Genomic DNA, 17,762 nt, shown 5'->3' with positions numbered 1-17,762 from the left:
GACCGCACGGCCATGATCACCCGCCGCCGATCGCGGCACGGATGGCTTCGACGGCCTCGGGGTTCTCCGCGCCGGAGAGGTCACCGGGATCCTGCCCGAGCGCGGCGGCCCGCACCGCCCGGCGCATGATCTTCGCCGACCGGGTCTTCGGCAGTTGCGCGACACGGTGAACGGCCTTGGGGGCGAACGGCTTTCCGAGCGCGGCCGCGACCATGTCCCGCAGGTTCGCGGAGATGTCCGCGTCCCCCACACCGAGGCGCGGCACCCAGAACACCCAGACCGCCTCGCCCTTCGTCGCGTCCGGCACACCGACCGCGGCCGCCTCGGCCACCGACGGGTGCCCGATCAGCACCGCCTCGACCTCGGCGGGCGCGAGCCGCTTCCCGGCCACGTTCATCACGTCGTCGGAGCGGCCGAGCAGGAACCACTGCCCGTCCTCGACCAGGGCGTGGTCACCGTGGTGCCACACCCCGGGAAAGGTCGACCAATAGGCTTCGAGGTAGCGCTCCCGATCGCGCCAGATGCCGCGCGTCATCGCGGGCCACGGCTGGCGGCAGACCAACTCCCCCACCTGCCCGCGCACGGATTGGCCGCTCGCGTCGACCACGTCGACGTCCATCCCGAGCGAGGGACCGCCGAGCGAGCAGCTCCCGATCGGCTCGACCGGATACGGCGCGAGGAACGAGCCGCCCACCTCGGTGCCGCCGGAGAAGTTGATGACCGGGACGCGGCCACCGAAGACGTCTATCGCCAGCCAGTCATAGGAGTCCGCGTCCCACGGCTCGCCCGTCGAGCCGAGCACGTGCACCGAGGACAGGTCGAAGTCGTCGTCTGACCGATCGCTCGACCGGATCGTGCGGATCAGGGTCGGCGAGACACCCAGCATCGTGACCCGGTGCCGCTCCACAAGCCGCCACAGGCGATCGAGGTCGGGCACGTCGGGCGAACCCTCGTAGAGGACCAGCGTCGCGCCGTTGGCGTGCGTGCCGAAGATCGACAACGGGCCCATGATCCACCCCATGTCGGTGATCCAGCAGAACCGGCCGCCCGGCCCCAGATCGAACGAGTAGGCGACCTCGCTGGCCGTCTTCACCAGGAACCCGGCGTGGGTGTGCACCGCGCCCTTCGGCCGCCCGGTCGTGCCGGAGGTGTACGCGAGCAGCAGCGTGTCGGTGGACGCCATCTGCTCGGCGGGCATGGTGTCGGGATCGGCGGCGAGCAGGTCGGCCCACGCCACCTCTCCGTCCCCCGCCTCTCCTTCCCCCGCTTCGCCGACGACGACCACGTGCTGGACGGTCGGACAGCTCAGGACCGCCTCGCGCACGGAGGCCGTCATCGCCACCGTGCGTCCACGCCGGACGGTCGCCGCCGCGACGATCACGGCCGTCGCGTCGGCGTCGGCGAGTCGGGAGGCGATCGCGCCCGGCGCGAAGCCGGAGAACAGCGGGACGAGCACCGCGCCGAGCCGGGCGAGCGCGTAGCAGGCGATGACCGCCTCGGGCGCCATGGGCAGGTAAAGGGCGACCGCGTCGCCCCTGCGGATGCCGAGGTTGCGCAGCCCGCTGCTCACCCGGCTGACGCGGTCGGCCAACTCGGCAAAGGTCAGGGTGGTGACCGTGCCGTCCTCGGACTCGTGCACCACCGCGGGCCGGTCCCGCCCTTCGGGGTCGGCGGCCCACCGGCCGAGGCAGGCGTCGGCGATGTTCAGCTCGCCGCCGACGAACCAGTCCGGGTCCTCGACGCCCCGCGACAGGTCCAGGACCTGCCGGTACGGGGTGGCGAACGGCAGCCCGAGATCCTCGACGACCGCGTTCCAGTACCAGCCGACGTCCCCCACCGACCGGGCACGCAGCTCGTCTATGCCCGCGCAGCCGTGCCTGCGGGCCAGCCTGGTGACGTTCGCGCGCTCGACGTAGTCCTGGCTCGGGGTCCACACGTACCCGGTCATGCTCAGCCACTCCTCGGCATGCCGAGCATCCGCTCGGCCACGATGTTGCGCTGGATGAAGGTGGAGCCGCCCGCGATCGCCGTCCCGCGCGCCTGGTAGGCCAGTCGCTGCCAGCGGGCGTCGGCCTCCGCCTGCTCCTCCGGCGCGAGTTGGCCGCCCAACGGCGACAGCGACTGCCGGAAGTCGGCCATGTCCTCCACCAGCGGACAGAAGTAGAGCTTGCCGATCGAGGTCACCGGCCCGGGCGCGCCCCCGTCGGCTGCGATGGTCAGCACCCGCTGCCCGATCGCGTGGTGGATCAGGGCCCGCCCGTAGAGGTCGGCGACCTGCTGCCGGACCAGCGGGTCCGCGCCGAGCGGGTTCCCGTCCGCACCGGTCATCCGCCGCACGTCGGCGACGATGTCCTCGACGGCCCGCTTCGTGTTGACCCGACCGGTCGCGATCGCGACCCGTTCGAACGACAACGTGGCCATGGCGACCTGCCAGCCCCCGTCGACCTCGCCCACGACGAGGTCGTCCGGGATGAACACGTCGTCGAGGAACACCTCGTTGAACTCGGCCTCGCCGAGCATGTGCACCAGCGGCCGGACCGTGACCCCTGGACTGTCCATGGGCAACAGGAAGTAGGTGATTCCCTTGTGCCGCGGGCCACCCCCGGTACGGGCGAGCAGGATCGCGTTGGCCGCGAGGTGCGCCCGGCTCGTCCAGATCTTCTGCCCGTCGACACGCCACCCACCCTCGACCCGGGTGGCCTTCGTCCGCAGTGACGCCAGGTCCGACCCGGCCTCCGGTTCGGAGAACAGTTGGCACCACAGCTCGTCGCCGGTCAGGATCGGCCGGAGGAAGCGCTGCTTCTGCTCGTCGGTGCCGAACATGACGATCGTGGGTCCCGCGAAGTCCTCCCCGATCGTGTTCAGCCGCTCGGGCGCGTTCGCCCGGTCCGCCTCGTCGGTGAAGATCGACCGGATCTTGGCGTCCACGCCCTGCCCGCCGTACTCACGCGGCCAGGACAGGCCCGCGTAGCCCCCGTCGACCAGCAGCCGCTGCCACTGCCGCCAGAACGGCAGCTTCTCGGCCAGCTCGACCGGTTCGGGCCACGGAAGAGTGGGCAGCACCTCGGACAGCCAGCCCCGCACCCGCGCCCGGAACGCGGATTCCTCCACCGAGTCGGCGAGATCCATCGCTGTCCCTTCGTCGTCCGTGCATCTTATTATGCTATAGGTCAGACCAAAATCCAACGGGCTCGGTCGCGCGGGCGATCCTGGCGGTCCGGCCGGGACGGTCAGCGCAGCGTCCAGTTCGGTTCGCGCTTCTCGCGGAACGCCGTCACGCCCTCGACTATGTCCTCGGTGGTCAGCGCGAGCGCCAAGCGGGCACGCAGCGCGTCGAGGGCTTCGGGCAGCGACATGTCCCGCGTCGCGTTGAGCGCGTCCTTTCCCAGTCGCAGCAACAGCGGGGACTTCGCGGCCAGCCGCCGCGCCCACGACAGGACGGTCGCGTCGAACTCCGCCGCGTCGACGACCTTGTTCACCACACCGAGCCGCGCGGCCTCGTCGGCGTCGATGAGATCACCGAGCAGCATCAGCTCGTTCGCCTTCATCCGATCGACGTTGCGGTAGATGAGCGCGGAGATCATGAACGGAAAGACCCCCACGTTGATCTCCGGGCAGCCGAACCGCACCCCGCGCCTGGCGACGACCAAGTCGCAGGCGAGGGCGAGCCCGAAGGCGCCCGCCAGCACATCGCCGCCCGCCGCGCAGATCACCGGCTTGCCCAGCGCGCCGATGAGCGTGTAGAGCCGCGGGAACCGGTCGAGCCCGGCGTACCGGCGCACGGGTGGCACATCCTGGGCGAATGCCTTCAGGTCGCCGCCCGCCGAGAACACGCGCTCGTGTGAGGACGCGAGGACTACGACCCGTACCGAGTCGTCACCCGCCGCGCGCTCCAGCGCCGCGAGCAGCTCATCGAGCAGTTTGTCGCCGAGCGCGTTGCGTGTTTCGGGCGCGTCGAGCGTGACGAAGACGATCCCCGGCTCCGGGCTCTCGTAGCGCACCGTCGACATGACCGACCTCCAGTTCTGTGCCGAGCCGTTCGGAATCCGGCCCGCGTACGGCCGGACACTCACCGTACCGTTTTGGACAGACCATTGAGTTGGTCAATGTTATGTAGCTATCATCGGGCTCCACTCTTGACTCGCAACGAAGCGGAGATTTCGATGGTCACTGCGGAGACGACGTTCCCGACCCGCACCGTGAGCGACCGCTACGACGAAGAGTCGATCACCCGGTTCCGGGAACGGGGGTGGTGGCAGGACGGATCGGCCGCCGCGTTGCTCGACCGGTGGGCCGATGCGACGCCGACCCGCCGGTTCGTCTCCGACGGCACGGTCGAGCTGGACTACGCGACCCTCCGCGAACGCGCCTACGGTCTCGGCGCCACGCTGCTGCGTCGCGGGGTCAAGCCCGGCGACCGGGTGGTCGTCCAACTGCCGAACTGGGCGGAGTTCGCCGTCGCCTACCTCGCCCTGGCCAGGATCGGCGCGGTCATGGTGCCGATCATGACGGTGTACCGGCTGGCCGAGGTGGCCCACGTACTGCGCGACTCCGGCGCCGTCGCCGCGGTCACCACCGGGGAGTTCCGCGGCTTCGACCACGCGGCGATGTTCCGTGCGCTGCGGGCGGAATGCCCGGCCCTGTCCACGCTCGTGCTCGCCCGCACGACCGCCGAAGACGGCGAGGTCGCCTTCGACGAGGCGTGCGCGGCCACCCCGGCGGACGGGGAGCTGGGTGCGCACCCCGACCCGGACGCACCGCACGTCATCGTCTACACCTCCGGCACCGAGTCCACCGCGAAGGGCTGTGTGCACACCTGGAACACGGTCGACTTCAGCGGCCGCGGCCTCGCCACCGACGTCTTTCGGATGACCCCCGACGACGTGATGTTCATGCCGTCCCCGGTCGCCCACGCCACCGGGTTCCTGGTCGGTTTCCTCGTCCCGCTCACCGTCGGCGCCCAGACCCACCTGCTCGACACCTGGGAACCGAACGAGGGCCTGCGCCGGATCGAGGAGTACCGGTGCACGACGACCGCGACGGCCACGCCGTTCGTCCGGATGGCGCTCGACGCCGCACCCGGCGCGAACCGCGACCTCACGTCGATGCGGTTCTGGCTCTGTGCGGGCGCCCCGATTCCCGAGGCGCTGGCCCGGGAGTTCTCGGACACGTTCTCGGGCGGCCTGCTCGTCCCGCTCTACGGGTGCTCGGAGCTCATGGCCGCGACCTGCTGCCACGACAACGATCCGATCGAGCGCCGGTCCGGGTCCGACGGCACCCCCGCGCTCGACGGAATCCGCATTAAGCTGGTCGGCCCGGACGGCGAGGACGTCCCGACCGGCGAGGAAGGTGAGATCTGCTACTGGGGCCCCGGCGCGATCCTCGGCTACTGGCGCAACCCGGAGCGCACCAGCGCCGCGATCGACGCCGAGGGCTGGCACCACACCGGCGACCTCGGCAAGCTCGACGCCGACGGTTACCTGCGGGTGTCCGGTCGGCTCAAGGACATCATCATTCGCGGCGGGACGAACATCAGCGCCGCCGAGGTCGAAGGGCATCTTGTCGCGCACCCCGACGTCGCTCAGGTGGCTGTCGTCGCCTACCCGGACGAGCGGCTGGGCGAGAAGGCGTGCGCGGTGGTCGTGCCCCGCTCCGGTGCGGCGCCCACCCTGGACGAGCTCGCCGACTTCCTCCGCACCGAGCGGCAGATCTCGGCACAGAAGCTGCCCGAACGGCTCGTACTGGTCGACGAGCTGCCGATAACGGCGACCGGCAAGATCCAGAAGTTCCGGCTGCGCGAGCTTGCACGCGGCGAGTTGTGAGGATGGACTTACCACGCGATCTCCCCGCCGCCGCCCGCCGAGGTCCTCGGCAGGCTCGACCGCGTCGCGTGACCAGTTTCGGCGCGGTCGCGGTGATCACCGCTGTCCTGCTGGCGTTCGGCGCGGCCCCGGCGACGGCGGCTCCCCGTTACCCGGTGCCGTACACGTTCTTGGCGAACGTCCTCGGCGCGCTGTTCCCGTACTCCACTCCGCCCGGGTCCAACAACTGGAGCTGCCTGCCCGGCTCGGCACACCCCAATCCGGTGGTGCTGGTCCACGGGTTCGCGTCGGTCATCAACGACACATGGCAGACGTACGCGCCGCTACTGGCCAACGAGGGGTACTGCGTCTTCGCGCTCAACTACGGAGTGCCCCCGGGAACGCCGTTCCCGCTGGATCAGGTCGGCGGCCGGTCCCCGATCGAAGCCAGTGCCGCGCAGCTCTCCGAGTTCGTCGACCGGGTGCTGACCGCCACCGGGGCCGACGAGGTGGACATCGTCGGTCACTCCGAGGGCACCCAGATGCCGAACTACTACGTCAAGTTCCTCGGCGGCGCGGCGAAGGTCGACAAGTATGTCGCCCTGGCACCGTTCTGGCGCGGCACCAACGCCGCGGGCCTCGCGACGGTCGTACGCCTCACGTCCCTGTTCGGCTTCGCGCCGGTCGTGAACGGCATCCTGGACCCGGCGTGCGCCGCGTGCCGACAACTGCTGACAGGCTCGGACTACTTCGCGGCTTTCGGCGACCCGGTCGTCCCCGGTGTCGAGTACACCAACATCGTCACCCGCTACGACGAACTCGCCGTTCCCTACACCAGCGGCATCTACCCGGGCATGCGCAACATCACCCTGCAGGACGCCTGTCCGATCGACCACGCGGAACACTTCGCCATCCTGTCCGACCCGGTCACTGCGGCCCACATGCTCAACGCGCTCGACCCTGCTCATCCCCGCCGGGTGCCCTGTGTCTACGTGCCACCGTTCATCGGCTGACTCTAGTTCCCACGAACGATTGAACCCATCCAGGAGAAGGAGTCGACATGAGGCGGAAGGTCACGCCTGCGCTGATGGCGGTCGTCGTGGGAGCCGCGCTCGCCGCGTGCGGGTCGCCGAGCACTGGTTCGGGGGGTGGAGGCGGTGACGGTGCGACGATCAAGATCGCTCTCATCCCGCCTAAGAGCGGAGCGCTCGCGCAGGTAGGTGGCGACGCGGTGAAGGGATGGCAGCTCGCTGTCGAGGAAGCGAACGCACAGGGCGGTATCGACGGCCACAAGATCGAGCTGATCGAGAAGGAGACCGACGGTCAGCCTGCGACGACGCTGCGCGTGGCGCGCGAGGCTGTCACGAAGGACGGGGCGAAGTTCATCAGCGCGGTCGTCACCTCGCCGGAGAACGCCGCGCTGAACGCACAGTTGGCAGGCCTCGACGCGCTGTCACTGATTTCACTCGCCAAGGATGACGCCCTCACCGGCAAGCAGTGCGCGGCAAATTCGTTCCACCTCGTTCCCACGACGAGCATGGACATCAACGCGCTGGCCGAGTCGATCGACAAGATGCCCGGCGACAAATGGGCCATCCAAGCCGTCGACTTCGCCACCGGCCACAGTGCGGCGGAAAAGTTCGCGGCCGCCGCCAAGCAGGCAGGCAAGGAGATCGTGCTCACCCAGTTCGCGCCGTTGAACACCACCGACTTCGGGCCCTACATCACCAAGATCAAGAGCAGTGGTGCGGACGCGCTGTTCGCGGTCGAGTTCGGCGCCGACGGGGTTGCCTTCGTCAAGCAGGCGACGCAGTTCAAGCTGCCGGACCAGCTCAAGACCGTGCTGGGCCTGGCCATGATCAACGAGGCGCTGTTCCCCGCGCTCGGCGACGCCGTAGTCGGCTACTACAACAACGTCGGTTACAAAGTGGACGCCGACAACGAGCTCAACCAGAAGTTCACCAAGGCGTACACGGCCAAGTTCGGCACCGCACCGTATTTCGTTCCCGCGGACAGCTACCTGGCGGCGCAGACGCTCTTCGCGGGCATCAGGGCCGCCCGCAGTATCGAGCCTGCCGCTGTCGCCAAGGCCCTCAACGACTTGACATTCGACAGCATCGTCGGCCGCGTCACCCTGCGAGGTGCCGACCATCAGCTACTGCGTGACTCCTACCTCGGCCGGGTCGTCAAGAACGGCAAGGATCTGAAGTTCGAGATCCTCGCCAGCGCGACCGCCGATCGGACCGCTCCTGAGCCCAGCAAGGACTGCAAGCTCTGAGCCCGAACAGTGTGGTGACGCCCGGGATCCGACACGGACTCCGGGCGTCGCCCACAGGAGGGAGGCTGCCGTGAACGCAGCCCAAGTGCTCAACGGGGTCGCGCTCGGATCTCTGTTGATGGTGCTCAGCTCGGGGCTGGCCATGATCTACGGACTGCGCGGCGTGACCAACTTCGCCCACGGCGCGCTCTACATGTCCGGCGCGTACCTCGCCTACACGCTGACGGACCGGTTGTCCTTCTGGGTCGCGGTCATCGTTGCCCCCCTGCTCCTCGCCATTGTTGGCGCGGTGCTGGAGCTGGCGATCTTCCGGCCGCTCGAACACCGCTCGCACATCGAGATGGCGTTGATCACCTTCGGTGTCGCCTTGATCCTTGAGCGGGTCGTGGTGCTGATCTGGGGTGAGCGGACCCTGTCGGTGGAGCTGCCTTCCGCGTTGGCAGGCACGACGACGGTGGTCGGGGTCGCCTACCCCACGTTCCGGCTGGCGATCATCGGGGTCGCACTCGCGATGGCCGCGGCGCTGGTGATCTGGCTGCGCCGCAGCCGGGTCGGCCTGCACATCCGAGCTGCCAGCCAGGACATCGAGACCGCGGCGATCATGGGCGTCAACGTCAACAAGGTCAGCATGGTGGTCGTCTGCCTGGGAACCGCGCTCGCCGGGTTGGCAGGCACGCTGGCCGCGCCCTACGTCTCCCTCGACCCGGGCATGGGTTCTACCTTCCTGATCACCGTGCTGATCGTCGTCGTGGTCGGCGGCATCGGCAGTGTCGGTGGCGCGATGGCGGCAGGCATGGGCCTCGGAGTGATCCAGACGGTGAGCGTCGAGTGGTCGCCTGCCTTCTCGGTTGTCGTCCCCTACCTCGCGCTGGTCGTCGTTCTGCTGTGGCGGCCGCAGGGCCTCGCTGGAAAGAGATCGTCATGACAGCCACCAGTGCGGTGCCCGACGTGGCGTTCGCGTCGTTCGAGCCGACGCTCGACAGGCGGCGGAGGTGGGCGGCCCTCCGAGGCATCGGAGCAGGGTTGGCTGTCTTGCTGACGGGCCTGGCCGTGCCTTACCTCATCACCGACAGCCATGGCATGAGCCTCGCCGTCGACGCGACTATTCTCAGCCTGCTCGCGCTCGGTATCGGGTTTCTCGCCCGCCACCTGGGACTGATCAGCCTCGGGCACACGGCCTTCTTCGGTGGCGCGGCGTACGCCGTGGGCATCGCCATCACACGGTGGGGTTGGGCACCGGTGCCCGCAGTGCTCTTCGGGGTCGCGGCTGGGACGGCGATCGCGCTGCTCATGGGTGTTCTGGTCGTCCGGGCGTCGGGCATGGGCTTTCTGATGCTGACGCTCGCACTGTCGCAGGCGCTGTTCCAGCTCAGCACTCAGACCTCCGCGCGGCCGATCACGGGCGCCCACGACGGCCTGTTGATCACAATGGGTCCCGACGCGACGTTCCTGGGGTTGTCCGGCGCGGATGTCATGAACCCCGGCCTGTTCTGGCCCATCGCCTGGACCGCACTCGTGGTCAGCGCGATCGTCCTGTGGCTCGTCGGCGGTACCCGGTTCGGCGTCGTTCTGGAGGGCATCCGGGAGAACGAGGAGCGCATGCGCTTCTCCGGGTACAACACCTTCATGCCGCGGCTGGGTGCCTTCGTCGCCTCGGGAGCGGTCGCCGCGGTCGGCGGGGCGCTGTTCGCGCTCAACGCCGGGTACCTGTCGCCCGACGTACTGGGCTTCGGCCAGGGAGCGGACTCGCTGATCGCCGCGATGGTGGGTGGTTTGGGCACCATCGTCGGCCCGATCCTCGGTACGGGCGTGTTCGTCTACGCGCAGGCCAACTTCAACTTCGGCGGCAACCTGCACCTGTTCACCGGCATCGCGCTGATCATCGTGCTGGTGTCGCTCCGCGGTGGAATCACCGGCACCCTGCAGAAGGTGTGGCGGCGCCTGCGGGTGAATGCCGCGGCGCGGAAAGAGAGCCGATCATGAGCGTGTTCGAAGCCCGTGGCCTGACAGTCCGGTACGGAGCACTCATCGCGCTCGGCGGTGTGCACATCGCGCTCGAACCTGGCGTGGTGCACGGCGTGATCGGGCCTAATGGCGCGGGCAAGTCGACGTTCATCGACGCTCTGTCAGGCCGTAAGAACCCGTCGTCCGGCACGGTGCATCTGGATGGCCACGACATCACCCGCCGCTCCGCTCAGTGGCGGCGACAGCACGGGGTGTCGCGGTCCTTTCAGCGCACGTCCGTGTTCCCGTCGATGACGGTGCGCCAGCAACTCTCGATGGTGGCGCACAAAAACGGCCGCGAGCGACTCGATCACGTCGTCGACACACTCGGCCTCGGAGCTGTCATCGATCGAGTCTGCGCGGAGATCGCCTACGGCACGCAGCGCTCGGTCGATCTTGCCATCGCGCTGCTCGGCCAGCCGCGCGTGGTGCTGCTCGACGAGCCCTGCGCGGGCTTGGTCGCCGACGAGTCGGGGCGCATGCTCGAACACATCAGGATCCTGTGCCGCGAGCGGAACGTGGCCGCGCTGCTGGTCGAGCATCACGTCGAAGGCGTCTTCCAGACCTGCGACGTGATCACGGTGCTCGACCTCGGCAAGGTGCTGGTGTCCGGGACGCCGGACGAGGTGCGCGCCGACGAGAACGTCATCCGCGCCTACCTGGGGAGCGCCGCATGAGCACGATTCTGGAATTCCGGTCGGTGAGCGCCTCCTACGGCGGCGCCGTCATCCTGCAGAACGTCTCCTTCTCGATCGACGAGGGGGAGACAGTCGGCCTGGTCGGTCGCAACGGTGCGGGCAAGACGACGACCCTGCTCTCGGTCTACGGCGTGCCCGCGGTCCGTGGCGACATTCTCGTGGCCGGTGAACCGCTGAAGACTGGTGCCCACGTCCCGGCCACCCGCGGCGTGTCGTTGGTGCCTCAGGGCAAGCGCATCTTCAGCAACCTGACGGTCGAGGAGAACATCCTGCTGGGGCGGGCGTCTGGCCGGTCCGGCAGTTGGACGCTCGGCGCGGTCTACGACCTGTTTCCCAACCTGGCACGTGGCAAGAAGCGCAGCGGCAACTCGCTCAGCGGCGGCGAGCAGCAGATGCTGGCCATCGCGCGGGCGCTGCTGGCCGAACCTGCGCTGCTCATGCTCGACGAGCCGACCGAAGGGCTGGCTCCGGTGATCATCGACAGCATCGTCGAAGCACTCAAGGAGATCCGCTCCCGGGGGACAGCCCTGCTCCTTGTCGAGCAGCACATCGGGATGATCCAGAAGCTGGCCACCCGGTACCTCGCGCTTCGGCAAGGCGAGCTCGCAAGCGATGGACCGGTGGCAGACCTCGGCTCACGGGCAGTGCAGCAGATGATCGCGCTGTAGACGTTTCCGGGAACGCGCCGAGGGCAGGCCTCCGATCGGCCGGTGTCGGGCAGGCCTGGGTCAGGTGCCGACGTAGGCGGCGAGGTGCTCGCCGGTGAGGGTGGAGCGGGCGGCGACGAGGTCCGCGGGGGTGCCCTCGAAGACGATCCGGCCGCCGTCGTGGCCCGCGCCGGGGCCGAGGTCGATGATCCAGTCGGCGTGCGCCATGACCGCCTGGTGGTGCTCGATGACGATGACCGACTTGCCGGAGTCGACGAGCCGGTCGAGCAGGGCGAGCAGATGCTCGACGTCGGCGAGGTGCAGGCCGGAGGTCGGCTCGTCGAGAACGAGGACCGAAGTGAATCCACCGGGGCCCTTCTCGCCCATGTGGGTGGCCAGCTTGAGCCGCTGCCGCTCGCCGCCGGACAGCGTGGTGAGCGGCTGGCCGATGGTGAGGTAGCCGAGCCCGACGTCGGCGAGCCGGTCGAGGATCTTGTGCGCCGCGGGCGTGCCCGCCTCGCCCGCGGCGAAGAACTCCTCGGCTTCGGCGACCGACATCGCTAGCACCTCGCTGATGTCCCTGCCACCGAGGTGGTACTCCAGCACCGCCGCGTCGAACCGCTTGCCCTCGCACACCTCGCACAGGGCGGCGACGCCCGCCATCATCGCCAGGTCGGTGTAGATCACGCCCGCGCCGTTGCAGTTGGGACAGGCACCCTCGGAGTTGGCGCTGAACAGCGCGGGCTTCACGCCGTTGGCCTTGGCGAACGCCTTGCGAATCGGGTCGAGCAGTCCGGTGTAGGTGGCCGGGTTGCTCCGGCGCGAGCCGCGGATCGCGCCCTGGTCGACCGCCACCACCCCGTCTCGGCCCGCCACCGAGCCGCGGATCAGCGAGCTCTTGCCCGACCCGGCCACGCCGGTCAGCACGACCAGCACGCCGAGCGGGATGTCGACGTCGAGGGCCCTGAGGTTGTGGGTGTCGGCGCCGCGCACCTCCAGCGCCCCAGACGGCGTCCGCACCGACGCCTTCACCGACGCGCGGTCGTCGAGGTGTCGCCCGGTCAGCGTGCCGCTGGCCCGCAGTCCTTCGACGGTGCCCTCGAACACCACCTCACCGCCGCCGCTGCCCGCCAGCGGGCCGAGGTCGACGACGTGGTCGGCGATCGCGATCGCCTCCGGCTTGTGCTCCACGACGAGCACCGTGTTGCCCTTGTCGCGCAACTGCCGCAGCAGGGTGTTCATCCGCTGGATGTCGTGGGGGTGCAGGCCGATGGTGGGCTCGTCGAACACATAGGTGACGTCGGTGAGCGACGAGCCGAGGTGGCGGATCATCTTGGTGCGCTGCGCCTCGCCGCCCGACAGCGTGCCCGACGGCCGGTCGAGCGAGAGGTAGCCAAGCCCGATCTCCACGAACGAGTCGAGGGTGTGCCGCAGCGTCGTGAGCAGCGGCGCCACCGATGGCTCGTCGAGGCCGCGCACCCAGGCGGCCAGGTCGCTGATCTGCATCGCGCAGGCGTCGGCGATGCTGATCCCCGCGATCTTCGACGAGCGGGCGGCCTCGCTGAGCCGGGTGCCGCCGCACTCGGGGCAGGTGGCGAAGGCGACGGCCCGCTCCACGAAGGCCCGGATGTGTGGCTGTACCGCGTCGACGTCCTTGGCGAGGAACGATTTCTGGATCTGCGGGATCAGTCCCGAGTACGTCAGGTTGATCCCCTCGACCTTGATCTTGGTCGGCTCCTTGTGGAGCAGGTCGTGCAGTTCTCGCTTGGTGTACTTCCTGATCGGCTTGTCCGGGTCGAAGAAGCCGCAGCCGCGGAAGATGCGGCCGAACCAGCCCTCCATGCTGTAGCCGGGAATGGTGAGCGCGCCCTCGTTCAGCGACTTGCTGTCGTCGTACAACGCGGACAGGTCGATGTCGGAGACCGCGCCCCGGCCTTCGCAGCGCGGACACATGCCGCCGGTGATGCTGAAGCTGCGCCGCTCCTTCACCGTCTTCCCGCCGCGCTCCAGCGTGACCGCGCCCGCGCCGCTGATCGACGCGACGTTGAACGAAAATGCCTGGGGCGAGCCGATGTGCGGCTGCCCAAGCCTGCTGAAGAGGATGCGCAGCATCGCGTTGGCGTCGGTCGCGGTGCCGACCGTGGACCGGACGTCGGCACCCATCCGCTGCTGGTCGACGATGATCGCGGTCGTCAGCCCGTCGAGCACGTCGACGTCGGGCCGCGCCAGGGTCGGCATGAAGCCCTGCACGAAGGCGCTGTAGGTCTCGTTGATCATCCGCTGCGACTCCGCGGCGATCGTGCTGAACACCAGCGAACTCTTGCCCGAGCCGGAGACACCGGTGAACACCGTCAGCCTGCGCTTCGGGATCTCGATGCTGACGTCCTTGAGGTTGTTCACGCGCGCGCCGTGCACGCGGATCAGGTCGTGGCGGTCGGCGTCGTGCGGCGCGGGCGACCGCGGGTCCGTCCTCGTGGCCGTGCTCATCGGGTCTCCATCTTGACGCGGGGCGGACGGGTCAGCGCAGTTCCTGGATGCGGAGCAGGTTGCCCGCGGGATCGCGGACGGCGCAGTCGCGAACGCCGTACGGCTGCTCGGTCGGCTCCTGGACGACGTCGGTGTCGCGGGCCTGGAGCCGCTCGAAGGTGCCGTCGAGGTCCTTGGTGGCCAGCAGGAGGCTGCCGTAGGTGCCCTTGGCCATCATCTCGACGATGGTGCGGCGCTCGTCGTCGGTGATGCCGGGGTCGGCCGCGGGCGGGTGCAGGACGATGGAGGTGCCGGGCTGGCCCGCGGGGCCGACCGTGATCCAGCGCAGCCCGTTGTATCCGACGTCGTTGCGGACCTCGAAGCCGAGGGTGTCGCGGTAGAAGGCCAGGGCGGCGTCCGGGTCGTCCTGCGGGAGGAAGCTCGCGTGAATGGTGATGTCCATGGCGGTCACGCTAGGTGCGCTCGGCGACCCGCGCTTCTCGATTCCTGATCGGTCTGGTCACCTGTCTCGACACGCACGACGGCATCCCGGCCGTCGCGTGCGCCGCCTGGCGCCGATAGACGCTGGGCGGCACACCGACCAATTCGGTGAAGCGAGTGCTGAAGGTGCCCAGCGAGGAGCAGCCGACCGTGAAACAGACCTCGGTGACGCTGAGGTCGCCGCGGCGCAGCAGTGCCATCGCGCGCTCGATGCGCCGCGTCATGAGGTAGCCGTAGGGCGACTCGCCATAGGCGAGCCGGAACTCGCGGCTGAGGTGACCGGCCGACATGTGCGCCCCGCGCGCGAGCGCCTCGACGTCCAGTGGCTGCGCGTAGTCCCGGTCGATCCGGTCGCGGACGCGGCGCAACCGGGCGAGGCCGCTCAGGCGCTGCGCCTCGTCGGGTCGGCTGGTCACCTGTGCGATCGTGCCACATCGCGCGGGCAGGCGGTCGAGCGCTGACGCCGCCCACTCGGGGTCAGCGGTAGGCGAACAGCGGGGGAAAGACCAGGACCACGATCCAGGCCCAGGCGGCGTACACCGGGAGGTAGCCGGTCTGCCAGCGTTCGAGGGCCGCGAACGGTGTGCGTCGGCGGACAAGGCCCAGCACCAGCCAGGCCGACCAGGCGAGATTGGCCAGCAGGATGACGTTCTCGCCGAGTGCCGCCGCCTTGTTGGGTGTGGTGCCGTACTCGGTGATGCGCCCGATGATTTCCAGCAGCACCAACGCATCGATGACCAGCGCGCTGACCACGAGGGCGAGTTGCAGCTTGTCGAACAGGCCGGGCGGGGCCAGCGGATCGCGGGCCGAGATCGAGTAGAGCAGCAGCCCCAGCACCACGACCAGCATGAGGTCGAACAGGATCAGCGCTTCCCGCTCGACCTCGATGCCCGCGCTGGTGACAACGAGGGCGACGAGGAAGGCCAGCAGCGCCGCGGTGAACAGCGGCGTGAACAGTCGCGTGAGCACCGGGGCGATGTTCTCGACGACACTCTGCTTGGCCTCGACCAGCCACCCGGCCACCACCACCGCGGCCGCGGCGCCGCAGGGAACGAGCCACCGCGTCATGAAGTCGTCCGGGGAGATCCCGATGGCCTCGAAGGTCCCGAACATGAAGGCGATCAGCACACCGCCACCGAGGGCGATGAGGACGTAGTAGACGAACCATTCGCCGGTGAAGCGGATGAAGTCCATGCGTCGGCGTGGCGAGCGCAGATCGTCGGCCACATAGGCCAGACCGACCGCGAACCACAGGGCGATGGGGAGATGGATGCCGGTCAGGACCACCGATTGGGAGTTGTCCGTGAGCGGATAGGCGTTTGCCGCCACGGCGCCGAGCGCGAACAACACCAGCAGGACACTGACCAGCGCTTTCGTGGCCTGACGGCGCCAGGCCAGGAAGGCCGCCAGCCAGGGCAGCGCGAACAGGCTCAGGTTGGGCCCGTAGAACGCGCCGTCCTCGTCGAGGCTCCGGCCGAACAGTTCCGGCACCTTGATCGACGCTGCCGCGCCCGCCGCGCAGAGGACCATCGCGATCAGGTCACGCCGCGACCGGGTGTCCGCCGCCGGGCCGTCGGTCTCGCCGGTCAGCACCAGTTGCTTCCACAGCCGTTCCGAATGCTCCCTGGCGAACTCGCGGGACAGGTCGTCCAGGCTGCCCATGCGTTTGACCGCGACCAGGAACGCCTCGTCGGCGTGGAGCCCGACGGCGACGAGTTCGTCGACGGAGCCCCGGAGATGGTCTTCGAGCTCGTCGGCGTCGGACTGCCGCAGCTCTCGGCGACGCTGCACGTAATGCCGCCACTGAGCGAACTGGGCCTCCAGTTCGTCCTGACCGTCGGTCATGCGTGGCCCCCCAGTGCGATCAACGGCCTGGAGTCGCCAGGGCCGAGCCAGATCTCCTTGAGCGCGTCCACGACCGTGTCCCACTGGCGGCGCTGCTCGACCAGCTCGGCCAGGCCGCTGTCGGTGATGCGGTAGTACTTGCGCCGCCGCTCCCCCGCGACCGATTGCCAGTGGGACTCCACATGTCCGAGCCGCTCAAGCCGGTGCAGCAACGGGTAGAGCAGTCCCTCGGTCCAGTCCAGCTCGCCACCCGACAGCTCGTTGATCCGGCGGAGGATGGCGTAGCCGTAGCTGTCCTCCTCGGCCAGGATGCCCAACACCATCGGCGTCGCCGATGCGGCCACAAGATCCTTGGTGACTTTCACGAGACCTCCCTTCACCCTGCACCCTAGAACCACGATGCATAGTAGCTCTAGGTATCATTCCGACGCAACGAGTTCGCCCGTCGGTCTGCCTGTCGCGCGAAGCCTGCCGGGTCCCCGTAGTACTCACGAAATTCGGGCGGATATCCCTGACCAGCGATGATGCGCGAGTCCGGCGATCAGCCGGGGCAGCAGGTGGGCGGTGTCGGTGCCCCAGGTGATCCACATGGTGTCGCCGCCGTTGACGGTGACGCGGGCCTGTCGTTGGGCAGGTCCAGTACCGCGCCGGCGGTCGGCGAGGATCTGGATGGTGAGTACTGCGCGGCGTCGTTCGCCGGAGTAGTTGTCGTCGTGGACCTGTGCGGTTGCCAGTGACCCGTCAGAGCGAGCGGGCGCTGTCGAGCACCTTCTGTTGGTACTGCATCAAGGTCTCGGCGTAGGGACCGGTGGTCGCCTCACCCGTGGCGATCGTTTCGACCCCCAGCACGCCCTTGCCGTTCGTCATGTAGGAACTCCAGCGCACCGACTTGGTCCCGTTCTCGGTCCAGCTCACCACGAATTCGACCGAGGCGAGCCCGTTGTGCTCGGCGTCCGTGATCGACTCGACCTTGTCGTCCATGCCCTTCTCCCTGGCCTGGCGCGCGCGGACTTCGGGGATTCTGCGCAGCACGGCGATCTCGGCCTCGGGGAGCTCAATGAAGACGACCGTCAGGGTGTTCTGGTTGGGCTTGAGCGGGCTGAGGTCGATCTTGTGCACGCGCTGTGGCAGGTCGAGTTCGCTGTCCTGCACCGGCGGCACGTCGTAAGGCATCTGCACGGCGAAGCCGGTTTTCGGATCGTCCATGTCGACCCAGGTCCGCCACTCGGTGATGGGCGGCACCAGCGGGCGCGGCGCCTTCGACGTGGGGGTGGTCGACGCGGCCGACGATGAGGATGGCACGGCGGTGGTGGGCGCGGCGGAGCAGGCCGAGAGGGCCAGCAGACACAGCGCAGCCAGGATGAGTAAACGCATGAGGTCCCCAGGGAGTCAGCCGGGGTCGCCCCAGGGTTGGGGGCACCCGCGCCCCGGTGTGGGGGCGTTAACCCGGGGGGTGAACGCCGATGGGGGGTGGCGGCCCCTGGGGCCCGGAACAGGGCCCCCCCCCCCCGGGTGGCCCCCC

16 protein-coding genes are annotated in these 17,762 nt (G+C 69.1%); 7 read left to right on the top strand and 9 right to left on the bottom strand.

What is annotated here, in order from left to right:
* Positions 1 to 16: 16 nt before the first annotated feature.
* The 3 genes from ACT4N7_RS25450 to ACT4N7_RS25440 all read right to left on the bottom strand — a co-directional run bounded on the left by ACT4N7_RS25450 (position 17) and on the right by ACT4N7_RS25440 (position 4,010).
* Entirely contained in the window at positions 17 to 1,948 is a 1,932-nt protein-coding gene (locus ACT4N7_RS25450) for an AMP-binding protein (protein WP_444831374.1), read from the bottom strand.
* Positions 1,949 to 1,950: 2 nt separating this feature from the next.
* Positions 1,951 to 3,129, bottom strand: a complete 1,179-nt coding sequence (locus tag ACT4N7_RS25445; RefSeq protein ID WP_444831373.1) for an acyl-CoA dehydrogenase family protein — start codon at positions 3,127 to 3,129, stop codon at positions 1,951 to 1,953.
* 101 nt (positions 3,130 to 3,230) lie between these two features.
* Positions 3,231 to 4,010, bottom strand: coding sequence for an enoyl-CoA hydratase/isomerase family protein (locus ACT4N7_RS25440; protein ID WP_444831372.1), 780 nt, complete (start codon positions 4,008 to 4,010; stop codon positions 3,231 to 3,233).
* A 153-nt stretch (positions 4,011 to 4,163) separates the two neighbouring features.
* Between ACT4N7_RS25440 and ACT4N7_RS25435 the strand changes: the two genes are divergently transcribed.
* The 7 genes from ACT4N7_RS25435 (at position 4,164) to ACT4N7_RS25405 (ending at position 11,449) form a co-directional block, all read left to right on the top strand.
* The gene (locus tag ACT4N7_RS25435) at positions 4,164 to 5,822 is read left to right on the top strand and encodes an AMP-binding protein (RefSeq protein WP_444831371.1); all 1,659 of its coding nucleotides are present in this window, start codon (positions 4,164 to 4,166) and stop codon (positions 5,820 to 5,822) included.
* Positions 5,823 to 5,890: 68 nt separating this feature from the next.
* Positions 5,891 to 6,814 (top strand): lipase family alpha/beta hydrolase, encoded by a 924-nt coding sequence (locus tag ACT4N7_RS25430; protein WP_444831370.1) that lies wholly within the window; start codon positions 5,891 to 5,893, stop codon positions 6,812 to 6,814.
* A 47-nt stretch (positions 6,815 to 6,861) separates the two neighbouring features.
* On the top strand, positions 6,862 to 8,079 hold the full coding sequence (locus ACT4N7_RS25425; protein WP_444831369.1) for an ABC transporter substrate-binding protein: 1,218 nt from the start codon (positions 6,862 to 6,864) through the stop codon (positions 8,077 to 8,079).
* A 70-nt stretch (positions 8,080 to 8,149) separates the two neighbouring features.
* Positions 8,150 to 9,004, top strand: coding sequence for a branched-chain amino acid ABC transporter permease (locus tag ACT4N7_RS25420; RefSeq protein ID WP_444831368.1), 855 nt, complete (start codon positions 8,150 to 8,152; stop codon positions 9,002 to 9,004).
* Positions 9,005 to 9,027: 23 nt separating this feature from the next.
* On the top strand, positions 9,028 to 10,062 hold the full coding sequence (locus tag ACT4N7_RS25415) for a branched-chain amino acid ABC transporter permease (protein ID WP_444831367.1): 1,035 nt from the start codon (positions 9,028 to 9,030) through the stop codon (positions 10,060 to 10,062).
* Positions 10,059 to 10,760: an ABC transporter ATP-binding protein gene (locus ACT4N7_RS25410; RefSeq protein ID WP_444831366.1), complete on the top strand. Its 702-nt coding sequence runs from the start codon at positions 10,059 to 10,061 to the stop codon at positions 10,758 to 10,760. Before ACT4N7_RS25415 ends, ACT4N7_RS25410 begins: the two co-directional genes overlap by 4 nt.
* Positions 10,757 to 11,449 (top strand): ABC transporter ATP-binding protein, encoded by a 693-nt coding sequence (locus ACT4N7_RS25405; protein ID WP_444831365.1) that lies wholly within the window; start codon positions 10,757 to 10,759, stop codon positions 11,447 to 11,449. Before ACT4N7_RS25410 ends, ACT4N7_RS25405 begins: the two co-directional genes overlap by 4 nt.
* A 60-nt stretch (positions 11,450 to 11,509) precedes the next feature.
* Here ACT4N7_RS25405 and ACT4N7_RS25400 read toward each other — a convergent pair whose 3' ends face one another.
* The 6 genes from ACT4N7_RS25400 to ACT4N7_RS25375 form a co-directional block, all read right to left on the bottom strand.
* The gene (locus ACT4N7_RS25400) at positions 11,510 to 13,915 is read right to left on the bottom strand and encodes an ATP-binding cassette domain-containing protein (protein WP_444831364.1); all 2,406 of its coding nucleotides are present in this window, start codon (positions 13,913 to 13,915) and stop codon (positions 11,510 to 11,512) included.
* A 31-nt stretch (positions 13,916 to 13,946) separates the two neighbouring features.
* The gene (locus ACT4N7_RS25395) at positions 13,947 to 14,357 is read right to left on the bottom strand and encodes a VOC family protein (RefSeq protein ID WP_444831363.1); all 411 of its coding nucleotides are present in this window, start codon (positions 14,355 to 14,357) and stop codon (positions 13,947 to 13,949) included.
* A 10-nt stretch (positions 14,358 to 14,367) separates the two neighbouring features.
* Complete coding sequence (locus ACT4N7_RS25390) at positions 14,368 to 14,811, bottom strand: helix-turn-helix transcriptional regulator (protein WP_444831362.1); 444 nt, start codon at positions 14,809 to 14,811, stop codon at positions 14,368 to 14,370.
* Between the two features lie 61 nt (positions 14,812 to 14,872).
* Positions 14,873 to 16,240, bottom strand: coding sequence for a permease prefix domain 1-containing protein (locus tag ACT4N7_RS25385; protein WP_444831361.1), 1,368 nt, complete (start codon positions 16,238 to 16,240; stop codon positions 14,873 to 14,875).
* The gene (locus ACT4N7_RS25380; RefSeq protein ID WP_444831360.1) at positions 16,237 to 16,605 is read right to left on the bottom strand and encodes a PadR family transcriptional regulator; all 369 of its coding nucleotides are present in this window, start codon (positions 16,603 to 16,605) and stop codon (positions 16,237 to 16,239) included. The genes ACT4N7_RS25385 and ACT4N7_RS25380 overlap by 4 nt, the downstream gene beginning before the upstream one ends.
* Before the next feature lie 376 nt (positions 16,606 to 16,981).
* A complete protein-coding gene (locus ACT4N7_RS25375) occupies positions 16,982 to 17,614 on the bottom strand; it encodes a hypothetical protein (RefSeq protein ID WP_444831359.1) in 633 nt (210 codons plus the stop codon).
* Positions 17,615 to 17,762 lie beyond the last annotated feature (148 nt).

The sequence above is a fragment of the Actinokineospora sp. genome, assembly GCF_052390155.1.
In the GTDB taxonomy this organism is placed as follows: Bacteria; Actinomycetota; Actinomycetes; order Mycobacteriales; family Pseudonocardiaceae; genus Actinokineospora.
This window is presented reverse-complemented; position numbering and strand designations above follow the sequence as displayed.